This window comes from Clostridium fermenticellae, from assembly GCF_003600355.1.
GTDB classification, from domain to species: domain Bacteria; phylum Bacillota; class Clostridia; order Clostridiales; family Clostridiaceae; genus Clostridium_AV; species Clostridium_AV fermenticellae.
This window is the reverse complement of sequence record NZ_CP032416.1, coordinates 523,461-538,399: the sequence shown is the minus strand read 5'-3', so window position 1 is coordinate 538,399 and position 14,939 is coordinate 523,461. Positions and strand designations below refer to the sequence as shown.

Sequence of the window (14,939 nt, the reverse complement as noted above, 5' to 3'; positions counted from 1 at the left end):
TAATTGAGGAATAATGATTTAAAATACATATTACTGATTTACACTATAATTTGGTGCTTCCTTAGTGATTGAAATATCATGTGGATGACTTTCTCTTAACCCTGCTGATGTCTGTATAACAAATGTAGCATTTTCATATAAATCTTGCAAGGTTTTTGCACCTAAATATCCCATTCCTGAACGAATTCCACCTAAAAGTTGAAATATTGTTTCAGTTACAGCTCCTTTATAAGGCACTCTTCCTTCAACACCTTCTGGAACTAATTTTTTGTTTCCTTCCTGGAAATATCTATCTTTGCTTCCACATGCCATGGCTGCAAGTGATCCCATTCCTCTATAAACTTTATAACTTCTGCCTTGATATATTTCCATTTCGCCAGGAGCTTCTTCACATCCTGCAAGTAACGAACCCATCATAACAACCTTAGCTCCAGCAGCTAAAGCTTTAACTACATCTCCTGAATATTTTATACCACCGTCTGCAATTATTGGAACGCCATACTTATTCGCTTCTTCTACACAATCCATAACAGCTGTAAGCTGAGGAACACCAACCCCTGCTACTATCCTAGTAGTACAGATTGATCCAGGTCCTATTCCAACTTTTACACAATCTGCTCCTGCAGCTATCAAATCTCTTGTTGCCTCAGCTGTTGCAATATTTCCTGCAATTATCTGAAGATCAGGATATGTTTCTTTTACTTTTCTCACTGCTTCAATAACGCCATGAGAATGACCATGAGCTGTATCAATAGTTATCACATCAACGTTTGCTTTTACAAGAGCAGCTACACGTTCCATCATATCTTTTGTAACTCCAACTGCAGCACCACATAGCAATCTTCCTTTCGAGTCTTTTGCACTATTTGGAAACTTCTTCACTTTCTCTATATCTTTTATTGTTATAAGCCCTCTTAAATTATTTTGTGAGTCGACTAAAGGCAATTTTTCTATTTTATGATTTTTTAATAATTCCTTTGCCTGCTCTAAGGTTGTATCTTCCGGAGCAGTTATAAGATTATCCTTTGTCATAACTTCTGATATTTTTCTATCATAATTGGTTTCAAATACAATGTCTCTATTAGTAATTATTCCTACTAGTTTTCCATTTAAAGTTATAGGTACACCTGATATTCTATACTTACTCATAAGTTCAAGAGCTTTGCTTATTGTATTATCTGGTGAAAGATAAAAGGGATCAGTTATTACTCCATTTTCCTGTCTCTTTACTTTATCAACTTCCATAGCCTGTTGTTCTATACTCATATTCTTATGTACAATACCAATGCCACCTTCTCTTGCAATTGCTATTGCCATTTTCGATTCTGTAACAGTATCCATACTTGCACTCATTAGAGGTATATTTAATTTTATTTTTTTTGTCAAGTTAGTAGCTAACGTTACCTCTCTCGGTAATACTTCTGATTTATTTGGTACTAAAAGTGCGTCATCAAATGTATATGCATTTTTCAATATTTTTGCCATTTACATCAACTTCCCTTCACAATAAAATTTTTAATATTAAATAATAGAATAAATCAACAGATATATACAATAAAAGCATATTAATACACATATAAGTGAAATTAATATGCTAATACTATAATAATTTCACTCATAGTCAGAAATTTAAGGTTTCCGGTAGAAACTTCCTGCCATATTCAGGGGATATATGAGTTTAAATAAATATTTTTGGTTTCAAAAATTCATGCAAATTATAAATTGCAACATATATTTCTTTTTAATTTAAAGTATTTACACTATTCTATTCAATTTTTACTACTTTGTCAATAATTTTGTATAAACATTACATACATTTAAACCTAATATATACGTTTACATTAATAATATTAATTTAATAGCAGAAATTAATATTAATATACAATAAAATTAAAAATATTTGTTCCAAAGGATGCACATATTACAGTTGCTATTAAAATATACGGTGCAAACGGTATATAATCCTTCATAGTATTCTTACCCATCAATATGAGTATAGTGCCACAGATTGAACCAATTAAAAATGATAAAAAAATTAAAAGCACTGTAAGTTTAATACCTAGAAACATACCACAAAAAGTAATGATTTCCATATCTCCAAGTCCCATTGCTCCTCGCGTCAATATAATTAATAATAAAAAAATACTGCCTCCAAAAACTCCACCCAATATGTAACTTTTAACAGGTATTCCAATATAAATATATATCAGTATAAAAACTATAGAAAATACTATTCCTAAAGCTACTGTAGATAAATATATATCTGTAGTATCATAATCTATGACTGCTATTACAATCAATATACTTACTAATGTGCAGTATTTCAGAAAAACAATGCCTAAACCATAAATATGAAACATTAATAAAAATACTAATCCTGACAAAAACTCTATAATAGCATATCTAACTGGAATAGTACCATTACAGTTTCTGCATCTTCCATGTAATATTATATAACTAAAAACCGGTATCATATCATACATCATAATATTAGTCCTACAATTTTCACAGTAAGATGCCGGACAAATTAATGACTCACCCTTTGGAATTCTATATATGCATACATTTAAAAAACTTCCTATAATCATACCCAAAATAAAGATAAAAAAACCTACCATTATATAGTATCTCCTAATAATAAATTCATAACTTTCACTTAACACTATAATAAATGATATCCACTTTTCCAGATAATATAAAAAATGCCGCGTAAAAACGCAGCATTTTTATAAAAATTAATACATTCCACCCATTCCCATTCCTGGTGCTCCACCTGGTGCTGGAGCTTCTGGAGTTTTTTCAGGTATATCTGCTACTGCAGCTTCTGTAGTTAAGAAAGTTGAAGCTACTGATGCAGCATTTTGAAGAGCTGATCTTGTAACCTTTGTTGGATCAACTATTCCAACTTTTATCATATCTACATATTCATTACTTAATACATCATAACCTACACCTGGTTTACTATCTTTAACTTTTTCAATTATTACTGATCCTTCAACACCAGCATTGGCAGCTATCTGTCTTACTGGTTCTTCAAGAGCCTTCTTTATTATCTCAATTCCAACTTTAACATCTGGAACATCTGATGTTAATTTTGCTATTTCAGGAATTGCATTTATATATGAAGCTCCACCGCCTGGAACTATACCTTCTTCAACTGCGGCTTTTGTAGCTGCCAAAGCATCTTCAATTCTTAATTTTCTCTCTTTAAGTTCAGTTTCAGTCGCTGCTCCAACTTTGACTACGGCTACTCCACCTGCAAGTTTTGCTAATCTTTCCTGTAATTTTTCTCTGTCAAAATCTGAAGTTGTATCTTCTATTTGTTTTCTTATTTGACCGACTCTATCTTTTATAGCAGTCTTGTCGCCTCTTCCATTTACTATTGTAGTATTTTCCTTAGTTATTTTAACAGATTCTGATCTTCCAAGCATATCTAGTGTAGTTTCTTTTAAGTCTCTTCCTAATTCTTCTGATATTACCTGACCACCAGTAAGTATTGCTATATCCTGAAGCATATCCTTTCTTCTGTCTCCAAATCCTGGGGCTTTTACTGCAACACAAGTAAATGTACCTCTTAATTTATTGACAACTAAAGTTGCTAATGCTTCTCCTTCTATATCATCAGCAATTATTAATAACTTCTTTCCTTGCTGAACTATCTTCTCAAGAACCGGTAATATTTCTTGAATATTTGATATCTTCTTATCTGTGATCAATATATATGCATCATCAAGTAATGCTTCCATTTTTTCTGTGTCAGTTACCATATATGGACTCAAATATCCTCTATCGAATTGCATACCTTCAACAACATCAAGTTCAGTTCCCATAGATTTTGATTCTTCTACAGTTATAACACCTTCATTGCCAACCTTTTCCATAGCATCTGCTATAAGTGTACCTACTTCTTTATCAGAAGCCGATATTGATGCAACTCTAGCTATATCTTCCTTACCTTCTACCTGACTTGAAATTTTCTTAACTTCATCAACTGCCTTATCAACTGCCATCTTTATTCCCTGTCTTACAAGCATTGGATTAGCTCCTGCTGTAACATTTTTTAATCCTTCTCTTATAATAGCCTGAGCAAGTAAAGTAGCTGTAGTTGTTCCATCTCCTGCTACATCATTTGTCTTTATCGAAACTTCTTTAACCAATTGAGCACCCATATTTTCATACGGATCTTCTAATTCTATCTCTCTTGCTATAGTAACACCATCATTAGTTATAAGTGGTGAACCAAATTTTTTATCAAGAACAACATTTCTTCCTTTAGGTCCAAGCGTAACCTTTACTGTATCTGCAAGTTTATCAACACCATTTTGCATCAATCTTCTAACTTCTTCACCGAATAAAATACTCTTTGCCATAAAAACTTACCTCCCAACGAATTAACAATAGTACTTAATAGATGTATTAATAATATAAACTATTCTACAATCGCTAATATATCATCCTGTCTCAAAATAGTATATTCTTCTCCATCTATTTTAACTTCATTTCCTGAATATTTAGAGAATAATACCTTATCTCCTTTTTTAACTTCCATCTTTACTTCTTTTCCATTAACTAATCCACCAGGTCCTACCGAAACAACTTCTGCTTCTTGAGGTTTTTCTTTTGCAGCTCCTGGTAATACGATTCCACTCTTTGTAGTTTCCTCTGCTTCTAACCTTTTAATGACAACTCTGTCTCCAAGTGGTCTAATATTCATTAAAACCCCTCCTTAAAAATTACTTTATATATTTAATAAAATTATTTATTCTTTGTTAGCACTCATTACTTTCGAGTGCTAATACAATTATTATAATAATGAATAGTCTATATATTTTCAAATTCCAATTTAATACTTATTAAATTATTTACTCATAAATATTTCAATAATATTAATTTAACTTTTGATTTCTCTTTATTTCTAATGATTCCATGTTTTTTCTATTTTTTAGTCGATAAATATGGATTTAGCTTAGAGTATAATTTTAGTAGGCAAAGGTAGTAATAATTACTGGTTAAAATAATAAAGGAGATACAAAAAGTATCTCCCATGTACATAAAAATCCATTATAATATAAGTTGATAAGACTATATAGAAATGGGTGAGATTATGTACAATTTAAACGATACTTTAAGTTTAAATGATAATGAAATAACTTTCAATAGTTTAGAGAAAAAAATATATAAATATGCGTGTGATACAGCATGTGAAATTCTAAGAGAGGTGCTTTCGCACCTGGACCGGAGGTTAATGGATGAAAGAGATGCCGAAATATATAGAAATAAAGGATTAAGGCATACGTGTATAAAAACTATTATGGGAGATGTAGAATTTGACAGACGTATATATGAATACAAAACTGATCAAGGGAAAAAGGCATATAAATTCTTACTGGATGAATACTTAAAAATGGATACAATAGGCCATATTTCAAGCACTTTAGTAGAAAAAATAGTAGACAATGTAACCAATGTGTCTTATAGGAACACTTCAAATAATATTAAAGAACTGGCAAACCAGGAAATCAGCCATACGGCAGTATGGAATGTAGTACAAAAATTAGGTTCTAAAATAGAAGAAAAGGAAGAGAGGAAGATACTGCTGAATAAAATGGGAAAATTAAAGGGCTCAAGGGAAGTTAAGGCCTTATTTCAGGAGATGGACGGCATCTGGTTAAGCATTCAGGGGAAAGATAAACCTAAAGGAAGGAAGTCTAAAAAGAAAGAACTTAAGCTGGGAGTAACTTATGAGGGCTGGAAAAAGAGAGGTGGCAGAAAAGACGGCTATGTAGTTCATAATAAAACAGCATGCGCCAGCTTTGGAACAAGTAAAAAATTCAAGGAACTTAGTGATGCCGCCATTGCAGAAGTATATAACACAGATGAAATAGAAGTAAGAATTTTGAATGGGGATGGTGCCCCATGGATAAAACAGAGCATGGGTGGAGAAGGCGTATATTTTCAGTTAGATCCATTCCATAAAAGTCAGGCAGTACTGAGAAATATGGAGGATAAAAAGGAAGCATATAAACTCATGAAAATGCTGCATGACGGAAAAATAGATAAGAGTTTTGAATACTTAACAGGTCTTATGGTTAAGTATACTAATAACGAAAAAAAGTTTAAGAAATTAGAAAAACTGTATACATATCTCTTTGAAAATAAGGCAGGATTAGTGCCATATCACTTAAGAGAAGAGATAAAGATGCCGGAGGCACCTGAAGGACTGGAATATAGGAATTTAGGCACAATGGAGCATAATATTTGTGACATACTGGCCCAGAGGATGAAAGGGAGAAAAATGAGCTGGTCTATAAAGGGTGCAAATAATCTGGCAAAAATACTGGCAGAAAAAGCTGGTAAAAGAATATACCAAACAATCGATGAGATATGTTCAGGTTCTATTTCAGATGATAAACTGGAGAAAATAAAAGAGGTTATAACATTAACGGCAGCTGATGTTAACAAGAAACCTAAGAAGAGCAGGTATTACCATATACATAAAGCAGGGATACCATTTACAGGCTGCGCCGTAACCAATGGCAGAAAAGCGATACAGAGCTTTTTTCAGGAAAGAAATCTCAGTGAACTGGTTTATAGATAATTTAAAAACTCGGGATAAAAAGTTAACAGGATAAGTGCGCCCTTCCGGGCTGTGGACGGGGCCATACGGGAAGAAAAATATCAACTGAATTTACAATGGAAATTTTAAAAAATAAAATTGCCCACTTTAACTTGACACAAACTGGATTTAGAACAATAGTTTAATTTTATTCTATTCATGGATATAATTAATATAAGGAATTTTTTAATTTAAAAGGATGTGAGTTAATATTACTAAAAGTAACGTAAGGTTATTCCAAAATTGTATTATTAGTCTAATTTTATCTTTTACTATAATCTTATTTGCTATAGAAATAACATTAATTTTTAAAGGGCTTTACTATTTTGATATAATACATTTGAATATAGAAAAAACTTCTGGTCTAAATAAAACTCAAATAATATTAATCTATAATCATATACTAAATTTCATAAATTCTAATGAGAATAAAACCTTTACACTGCCCATACTACCCTATTCAATTAAAGCACAGCTACATTTTATAGAAGTGAGAAATATTTTTTTATATATAAGAAAGTTATTATTCATATTTACTCTTTTTTCTATGTTAAGTATGAATTATATAATTCATACTTATAGTATACTGAACTCATCTTCAAATTTACTGTTAAGTATATGTACACTTATATTTTTAATATTATTTCTAAATTTTGACACTATTTTTACTCTATTTCATAAAATAGTATTTCCAAACACATATTGGCTTTTTGATCCAAACAAAGATCCCATAATAACAATATTTCCAGAAAGGTTTTTTCTTCACTGTGCAATTTTAATAGTATCTATAATAGTTGTAATAGCATTAATATTAAAAGTATTATACTATTCAAAAGTAAAATATCATAAATAACCTTTAACATATTATTTTTTTGTTAACTTACCCACTATTTTTTCACCTTTAAATACTCCAACTATAAAAAGAAGTGTCATTATAATAGCTATAAAAGCCATTAAAGTATAATTTTTAGAATACATTTTAGAACCAAAATAAGCTGATATTACTATTCCTGGTATTCTTCCAAGCGAAGAGTAGATTATAAAATCTTTAATATTTATTTCAGAAATACCACATATATATCCAAGTATGTCTTTTGGTATTCCTGGTATTAAATAAAGTAAAAAAACTATTAACTTTTTATTTTTAAGATTTAGAAGTCTATTAAAATGTTTAAAATCCTTCTTAGAAACTATTTTATGAACAAGAGGTCTTCCACAAAAATATGAAATACCATAAACAGCTATAGTTCCAATAGTTATGCCTAAAAATGAAATCACAGTTCCTAAAGTTGTACCATATATATAGCCTCCAGAAATTTGGACTATTTCTCCCGGAATAAAAAAGACAACCACTTGTATAATCTGAAGTACTATAAAGGCAATAATACTATACTTACCATATGACATTATTATATTTTTAATTTTAATTGGATCTTTAAATATATAGAAATACTTATTATAATATTCATATCCTGAGTAAACAATGAGTACAATCAACATAAATAATCCTATATAAGTTTTGTATTTTATTATCTTTTCATATAGTTTTTTCATCATTTTTATCATTCCTAAACATATAATAGTTTATACTATAAACGATATTGCTAAATAATTCAATATATTTAATTTATATTAAGATAAAAATGTATTAAGCACATTAAAAAATTTTAATGTGCTTAATACATTTTTATCTTTCTAGATCTACCTCTTCAAATTTTTTAATATTATCATTGTCAAGTACAGACTTTTTATCCGACTGATTTTTAAATTTAATAAGCTGCGGTTTTGATTTCATCATCGAAATCATAGTTGCAGGACCTCCTATGCATCCACCTTCACACATCATGCCTTCTATAAAATTTTGCGAAAGCTTTCCAACCTTTGCCATCATTACAGCTTTTTTTATTTCATCTGGTCCACTCACCTTAATCGGGTTAAAATTTATATTCATTTTTTTATTATTAACATAATTCTCTATGGCAGCTGCAACTCCTCCTGATTGTGCAAATCCTCTCCCAAATGATGAAGCATCATTTACTGAAACATCATCACATTCTTCTGGATCCACATCAAAACCAGCCATAAGTGCTGCAAGTTCTTCAAATGTCAATACATAATCAACTGCATCCTTTACACTTTCCCTTTGTACTTCAGTCTTTTTTGCTGTACAAGGTCCTACAAACACAACTACTGCATCTTTATCAAGTTTTTTTATCATTCTTCCGGCAGCTATCATAGGTGATACAGTTCCAGAAATCCTTTCAATTTGATCAGGAAATATCTTCTCCATATAATTTACAAATCCAGAACAGCATGAATTAGTCATATATTCGTCTCCATCCTGCATTCTCTTTGCAAACTCATCACCTTCATGTACTGTCACTGCATCGGCCCCACATGCGGCTTCAAACATACCAAAAAATCCAGCTTTCTTAAATGCATTTTTTATTTTTTGCACACTTACCTTGTTTCCAAACTGACCTGTTATTGCAGGAGCAACTACTGCATATACTTTTTTATTATTTATTAATTCCTTGGCCACTTGTATTATAAAACTTTTATCAGATATAGCTCCAAATGGACATGCTGCCATACAAGCCCCACAATTTATACATTCATCTTTTTTTATAATAGCCTTTCTATTTTCAGGATTTATCTCCAGTGCACCAGTTGGACATGCTTTTTTGCAAGGTCTCATAACCTCAGCTATTGCATTATAAGGACAAACCTTTTTACACATCCCACACGCCTTACATATCTCATGATTTATATATGATCTACCATCAACCCTGGTTATTGAACCAACTGGACATACTTCCATACACTTATGCTGAATACATCCTCTGCAAGCCTCTGTAACAGTATATTTATGAATAGGACACTTATCACAGGCTGCTGGTAAAACATGAATTATTTGATCACCTTCTAGTTCTTCAAGTTCAAAAGCAGATCCATCTGGTACAAAACCAGCTGCCAATTCTGCCCTCTCATAAACAACAGCTCTTTCTTTATAAACACAGCATCTATACTGTGCTTTATCACCTGGTATTACTTTAAAAGGTATCTTTTCCAATTCTGATTTCGTGAATTTTCCTTCTCTAGCCAAATGAACTATTTCCTTCAATACTAGGAATTTCAATTCTTTTAGTGGAGTTTCAAATTTTATCATGTTATTTCTCCTCTCTTTATATTAAATTACATTAAATTATTGAAATCAGTATTTTTATATAATACAGATGTTAAAATTACAAATTAACTGACATAAGATATTATAACAGATTGCATTGGGTATTGTAACAGAAATAGTCAACTATTAGTAAATTAAAATATATATGTTAAAATTATAACAATTGCATTAAAAAAATCATGTAAAATTATTAAATTTATAAATTATAATATTTCCACATCAAATAAATTTCTATATTAATTATAATTATTCAGTGATTAACACATTTTTTTATTTTATTATATTAGATTGTTTTACTCACTAATGGAATATATTAACATTTATGAATATTCATAAGCAAAATAAAAATGTTAAATTTATAACTATTATATCTATAAGAACTTCTCTTAATGTATTGAATCATATGCAGGTAAATATAGGGTTTGTAATACCAGGCTTAAGTTATATGTAAGCTGACATTTCCAAAATGTAGGCACATTAAAAAATTTTTTAGTAAGCCTTAGCGAAGTATTCTTGAAAATCTTAGTAGATTTTATATGTTTGAGCCTGCGAGTTTATAAAATCTGCTTAGATTTTTATAAATACGAACTTAGACTTACTAGAAATTTTTTAGGTGACGAATTTTGGAAGTGGCAGTTTACGCATAAGTTAAGCCTGGAATTACAAACCCTATATAACCTATGTGGGGCCTAAGTTTCAATACAATAATATATTTAATCATCCTACATTGATATTGTTCTCTCTTGCATAATAAAAAAGATACTGCTGCGCAAACCCAGATAATTCACCAAACTTATTTATTCCAAAATCTCTTATCTTCTTTAGTGAAACATCTGGTGCTAAATAGAAATACTGCATTGCTCTTTTTACCCAAACATCTACAGGAAATGCAAAATACTTTTGCATTGAAAACAACATTATACAATCTGCAACCTTTGGTCCTATTCCCATAAACTTCTGTAATTCCTTATGACACACATCATATTTTTGGTCACTTATCCATTTTAAATCATAATGCTCATCATAATTTTCGTCTTTAAATGTTCCTTTCGCATATATATCATTTACTGTATTTTTTATATATTTAGCCCTAAAACCAGCCCCACACTTTTCAAAATCCTCTTCTGAAACATTACTTAAAGTCTCTATATCAGGAAATGAATAATATGTTTTTTCTTTATATAGTAATTTTTCACCCCAATTTTTACTTATATTTTCTATGACTTTTTTTATCATTGGTATTCTATTATTTGCAGATATTATAAAAGATACAACAAGTTCAAAAGGGTCCTGTTTCAGTAATCTCATACCATATCCAAATTCAACAGATTTCTTCAATATATCATCTTTTTTCAGTATACTCTTTATTTCAGAATAATCCCTATACAAATCAAAATAATCAGACCATATACTTTTAAAATCATTCTCAGTGGTATTGTATATAATTACATCATTATCCTTTTTTTCAATTTCTATGACTTTTTCAAATGCTACACCTATGTAATTCCCGTTTTTTTGTTTGTGCCATCTAAAGCATTGTCCACAGTCAAAAATATGATTCAATTCAAAACTTCTAACATTCTTCAAAATAACACCATGTTCAAAACTTTCTACACAATTAAAATCCATTAGTTCACGCTCCAATCAATTTATTAATTATTAAAAGAGCTGTACAAGTACAGCTCTTTTAATATCAGGCTATTTGCTACTTAAATATTTATCAATCGCAACAGCAGCTTTCTTTCCTGCACCCATAGCAAGTATTACTGTAGCAGCTCCAGTTACAGCATCTCCTCCTGCATATACACCTTTTTTAGTAGTTAATCCAGTATCCTCTTCTGCTATTATACACTTACGCTTATTAACCTCTAAACCATTCGTTGTCGACGAAATTAATGGATTTGGCGAGGTTCCAAGTGACATTATAACTGTATCAACATCTATTATAAATTCCGATCCTTCTATTGGCACCGGTCTCCTTCTTCCAGAAGCATCTGGTTCACCGAGTTTCATCTTTATACATTTCATGCCTTTAACCCAGCCTTTTTCATCACCTAAAATCTCCACCGGATTGTTCAGCAGATTAAATATAATGCCTTCTTCTTTTGCATGATGTACTTCTTCAGCTCTAGCCGGAAGTTCTTCCTCTGATCTTCTATAAACTATATGTACCTCTGCTCCCAGCCTCAAGGCCATTCTAGCGGCATCCATTGCAACGTTTCCACCGCCTACTACTGCTACCTTCTTTCCAATCTTGATTGGTGTATCATAGTCATTTTTAAACGCTTTCATCAAGTTATTTCTAGTTAAAAATTCATTTGCAGAAAATACTCCATTCAAATTTTCTCCATTTATACCCATAAATTTTGGAAGTCCTGCCCCGGAACCTATAAATACAGCCTCAAATCCTTCATCTTCTATCAACTGATCTATAGTAATAGTTTTACCTATTATTACATCTGTTTCTATCTTTACTCCTAATTTCTTAACATTTTCAACCTCATGTTTAACTACTGTATCCTTTGGAAGCCTAAATTCAGGTATACCATAAACCAGAACACCACCTGCTTCATGTAATGCTTCAAAAATTGTTACATCATATCCGAGTTTGGCAAGATCACCTGCACAAGTAAGTCCAGAAGGTCCACTTCCTATAACTGCAACCTTTTTACCGTTGTCTGGTTTTTTCTCTGATAAGTCTATATTATGTTCTCTTGACCAGTCAGCTACAAATCTTTCAAGCTTTCCTATAGAAACAGCCTCTCCTTTTATCCCGAGTACACATTTTCCTTCACATTGGCTTTCCTGGGGACATACCCTTCCACATACCGCAGGAAGTGCACTTGACTTAGCTATTATTTTAGCTGCTCCTTCAAAGTCTTTTTCTTTAACCCTGGCTATGAAATCAGGTATACTTATGGTTACCGGACACTGTGTAACGCACATAGGTTTTTTACAATTTAAACACCTGCCAGCTTCCTTAACTGCTTCATCCTCAGTATATCCCAAACAAACCTCTTTAAAATTATGTGCTCTCACACCCGGTTCTTGTTCTTTTATAGGTGTTTTCATCATTCTATCATTAGCCATTTATTCTTCACCCTCCAATCCTACATGACACTTATGACCTTCCTTTTTCTCTTCAAGATCCAGTTTTGCCTTTCCTTCCTCAGTCTTGTACATAGCTTGTCTTCTCATGGCTTCATCAAAATTAACCAGATGGCCGTCAAATTCTGGTCCATCTACACATGCAAACTTAGTTTCATCTCCAACAGTTACCCTACATGCTCCACACATTCCTGTCCCATCAACCATTATAGGATTTAGACTGACAACTGTCTTTATTCCATATCCTTTTGTAAGTTTCGTTATAAATTTCATCATTATCATAGGTCCTATAGCCACTACATAATCGTATTTCTTTCCTTTATTATCTATGAGTTCTTTTAATAAATCTGTTACAAATCCTTTATATCCATAAGTTCCATCATCAGTTGCAACATACAAAGTTCCTGCTGCTTCCTTCATTTCATCTTCCAGGAGTAAATACTCCTTTGATTTGCATCCAACAATTACATCGGCATCAATTCCATGTTCATGTAACCATTTGACCTGTGGATACACTGGTGCTGCTCCAACTCCACCAGCTACAAAAATTATGTTCTTTTTCTTTACTTCTTCGATATCACAGGTCACAAGATCCGAAGGTTTACCTAATGGTCCAACAAAATCTTTAAATTCATCTCCCACTTTGTAATCAGCCATTCTTTGTGTAGAACCGCCTATTGTCTGAAATACTATAGTTACACTACCTTTGTCAGCATCATAATCACAAATAGTAAGAGGGATTCTCTCTCCTTTGTCATCCATTCTAACTATAACAAACTGACCCGGCAAACATGACTTTGCAACTCTTGGCGCTTCTACATCCATTAAAAATATATTAGGTGCAAGAGCTCTTTTATCTAGAATTTTATACATTTTTACTCCCCCATAATTTATAATAATTTTACTGTTTATATTATAACATAACAAATATCATAATTTATAGAATATCTTTTTTATTAAGACAATTTATAAATCCAACTTTCTTTAACACTATATATCTAATACAATATAAAAAAAGCACACTTGTCGCATATATATTATCCTTAATTATAAAAAATTATTCCATCTTAACATTTCATAAATTCCTCATAAAAATAGCCGTTGAAACAAATTACATTTCAACAGCTATTAAACTACTCAATTTTCATTATTTTGAATAATCATAAAATCCTTTTTTAGTCTTTCTTCCAAGCCATCCAGCTCTTACATATTTTCTAAGTAATGGATGAACTCTGTACTTGGAATCACCTGTCTCTTTATATAGTACTTCCATTACAGCAAGGCAAATATCCAGTCCTATAAGATCTCCAAGTTCTAAAGGTCCCATTGGATGATTTGCACCAAGTTTCATAGCCTTATCTATATCCTCTTTACTTGCTATTCCTTCTGCCAAAAGTCCAACAGCTTCATTTATCATTGGAACCAATATTTTATTTACAACAAATCCTGGAGCTTCTTTAACTTCTACAGGCTCTTTTCCTATCTCTACAGCTATACTCTTAACAGTATCAAAAGTTTCCTGTGAAGTTGCAATTCCTCTAATTACCTCTACTAATTTCATAACAGGAGCAGGATTAAAGAAATGCATTCCTATAACCTTATCCGCTCTATTTGTAGCAGAAGCAACTTCCGTTATTGAAAGTGATGATGTATTTGATGCAAGAACTGTTTCTGGCTTACAGATTTTATCAAGCTCTGCAAATATTTCTTTCTTTATTTTCATATTTTCTATTGCTGCTTCAACAACTAGATCGCAATCAGCTGCCATATTAAGGTCAACTGTTCCTTTTATTCTAGACATTACAGCATCACAATCTTCCTGTGACATCCTGCCTTTTTTTACTGATCTATCAAGATTTTTCTTTATATTTGAAATTCCTCTTTCTACAAACTCATCCTTTATATCTCTTACTACTACTTCGCAACCTTTTGATGCAAAAGCCTGAACAATTCCTGATCCCATAGTCCCCGCACCAAGTACGCATACTTTCTTCATATTTCTTTCCCCTTTCAATTTAGATTACAATC

Annotated in this window: 12 protein-coding genes and 1 riboswitch; of the genes, 2 read left to right on the top strand and 10 right to left on the bottom strand. The window is 31.5% G+C overall.

The genetic code is table 11. The annotated features are described in order from the left end of the window. Nucleotides 1–30: 30 nt before the first annotated feature. The 4 genes from guaB to groES all read right to left on the bottom strand — a co-directional run bounded on the left by guaB (nt 31) and on the right by groES (nt 4,714). Complete coding sequence (gene guaB / locus D4Z93_RS02630; RefSeq protein WP_119970201.1) at nt 31–1,485, bottom strand: IMP dehydrogenase; 1,455 nt, start codon at nt 1,483–1,485, stop codon at nt 31–33. 113 nt (nt 1,486–1,598) lie between these two features. Then, a riboswitch (purine riboswitch) is annotated at nt 1,599–1,696 on the bottom strand. Between the two features lie 178 nt (nt 1,697–1,874). Further along, nucleotides 1,875–2,618 (bottom strand): prepilin peptidase, encoded by a 744-nt coding sequence (locus tag D4Z93_RS02625; RefSeq protein ID WP_119970200.1) that lies wholly within the window; start codon nt 2,616–2,618, stop codon nt 1,875–1,877. 117 nt (nt 2,619–2,735) lie between these two features. Beyond that, nucleotides 2,736–4,370, bottom strand: a complete 1,635-nt coding sequence (gene groL, locus D4Z93_RS02620; RefSeq protein ID WP_119970199.1) for a chaperonin GroEL — start codon at nt 4,368–4,370, stop codon at nt 2,736–2,738. 59 nt (nt 4,371–4,429) lie between these two features. After that, nucleotides 4,430–4,714: a co-chaperone GroES gene (gene groES / locus D4Z93_RS02615; RefSeq protein WP_119970198.1), complete on the bottom strand. Its 285-nt coding sequence runs from the start codon at nt 4,712–4,714 to the stop codon at nt 4,430–4,432. A 390-nt stretch (nt 4,715–5,104) separates the two neighbouring features. On the opposite strand from groES, the gene D4Z93_RS02610 reads away from it, so the two are divergent. After that, nucleotides 5,105–6,598: an ISLre2 family transposase gene (locus tag D4Z93_RS02610; RefSeq protein ID WP_119970197.1), complete on the top strand. Its 1,494-nt coding sequence runs from the start codon at nt 5,105–5,107 to the stop codon at nt 6,596–6,598. Between the two features lie 229 nt (nt 6,599–6,827). Further along, a complete protein-coding gene (locus D4Z93_RS13675; protein ID WP_119970196.1) occupies nt 6,828–7,469 on the top strand; it encodes a TIGR01906 family membrane protein in 642 nt (213 codons plus the stop codon). Between the two features lie 11 nt (nt 7,470–7,480). Here the strand turns inward: D4Z93_RS13675 and D4Z93_RS02600 are convergent, their stop codons facing one another. From D4Z93_RS02600 to D4Z93_RS02575, 6 genes are all read right to left on the bottom strand, one after another. Beyond that, nucleotides 7,481–8,173 (bottom strand): TVP38/TMEM64 family protein, encoded by a 693-nt coding sequence (locus D4Z93_RS02600; RefSeq protein WP_119970195.1) that lies wholly within the window; start codon nt 8,171–8,173, stop codon nt 7,481–7,483. Nucleotides 8,174–8,303: 130 nt separating this feature from the next. Next, nucleotides 8,304–9,785, bottom strand: coding sequence for a 4Fe-4S dicluster domain-containing protein (locus tag D4Z93_RS02595; RefSeq protein ID WP_119970194.1), 1,482 nt, complete (start codon nt 9,783–9,785; stop codon nt 8,304–8,306). Between the two features lie 735 nt (nt 9,786–10,520). Next, the gene (locus D4Z93_RS02590) at nt 10,521–11,432 is read right to left on the bottom strand and encodes a DNA-3-methyladenine glycosylase family protein (RefSeq protein ID WP_119970193.1); all 912 of its coding nucleotides are present in this window, start codon (nt 11,430–11,432) and stop codon (nt 10,521–10,523) included. Between the two features lie 69 nt (nt 11,433–11,501). Beyond that, on the bottom strand, nt 11,502–12,893 hold the full coding sequence (gene gltA / locus D4Z93_RS02585; RefSeq protein ID WP_119970192.1) for an NADPH-dependent glutamate synthase: 1,392 nt from the start codon (nt 12,891–12,893) through the stop codon (nt 11,502–11,504). Next, on the bottom strand, nt 12,894–13,784 hold the full coding sequence (locus D4Z93_RS02580) for a sulfide/dihydroorotate dehydrogenase-like FAD/NAD-binding protein (RefSeq protein ID WP_119970191.1): 891 nt from the start codon (nt 13,782–13,784) through the stop codon (nt 12,894–12,896). It lies immediately after the preceding gene. Nucleotides 13,785–14,058: 274 nt separating this feature from the next. Further along, nucleotides 14,059–14,907 carry a 3-hydroxybutyryl-CoA dehydrogenase gene (locus tag D4Z93_RS02575; protein ID WP_119970190.1) on the bottom strand — a complete coding sequence of 283 codons (849 nt, stop codon included), beginning with the start codon at nt 14,905–14,907 and terminating at the stop codon, nt 14,059–14,061. Nucleotides 14,908–14,939 lie beyond the last annotated feature (32 nt).

Excerpts from the sequence above, each read along its gene's own strand:
- guaB (WP_119970201.1), bottom strand. The coding sequence starts at position 1,485 with ATGGCAAAAATATTGAAAAATGCATATACATTTGATGACGCACTTTTA.
- D4Z93_RS02625 (WP_119970200.1), bottom strand. The coding sequence starts at position 2,618 with ATGGTAGGTTTTTTTATCTTTATTTTGGGTATGATTATAGGAAGTTTT.
- groL (WP_119970199.1), bottom strand. The coding sequence starts at position 4,370 with ATGGCAAAGAGTATTTTATTCGGTGAAGAAGTTAGAAGATTGATGCAA.
- groES (WP_119970198.1), bottom strand. The coding sequence starts at position 4,714 with ATGAATATTAGACCACTTGGAGACAGAGTTGTCATTAAAAGGTTAGAA.
- D4Z93_RS02610 (WP_119970197.1), top strand. The coding sequence starts at position 5,105 with ATGTACAATTTAAACGATACTTTAAGTTTAAATGATAATGAAATAACT.
- D4Z93_RS02600 (WP_119970195.1), bottom strand. The coding sequence starts at position 8,173 with ATGATGAAAAAACTATATGAAAAGATAATAAAATACAAAACTTATATA.
- D4Z93_RS02595 (WP_119970194.1), bottom strand. The coding sequence starts at position 9,785 with ATGATAAAATTTGAAACTCCACTAAAAGAATTGAAATTCCTAGTATTG.
- D4Z93_RS02590 (WP_119970193.1), bottom strand. The coding sequence starts at position 11,432 with ATGGATTTTAATTGTGTAGAAAGTTTTGAACATGGTGTTATTTTGAAG.
- gltA (WP_119970192.1), bottom strand. The coding sequence starts at position 12,893 with ATGGCTAATGATAGAATGATGAAAACACCTATAAAAGAACAAGAACCG.
- D4Z93_RS02580 (WP_119970191.1), bottom strand. The coding sequence starts at position 13,784 with ATGTATAAAATTCTAGATAAAAGAGCTCTTGCACCTAATATATTTTTA.
- D4Z93_RS02575 (WP_119970190.1), bottom strand. The coding sequence starts at position 14,907 with ATGAAGAAAGTATGCGTACTTGGTGCGGGGACTATGGGATCAGGAATT.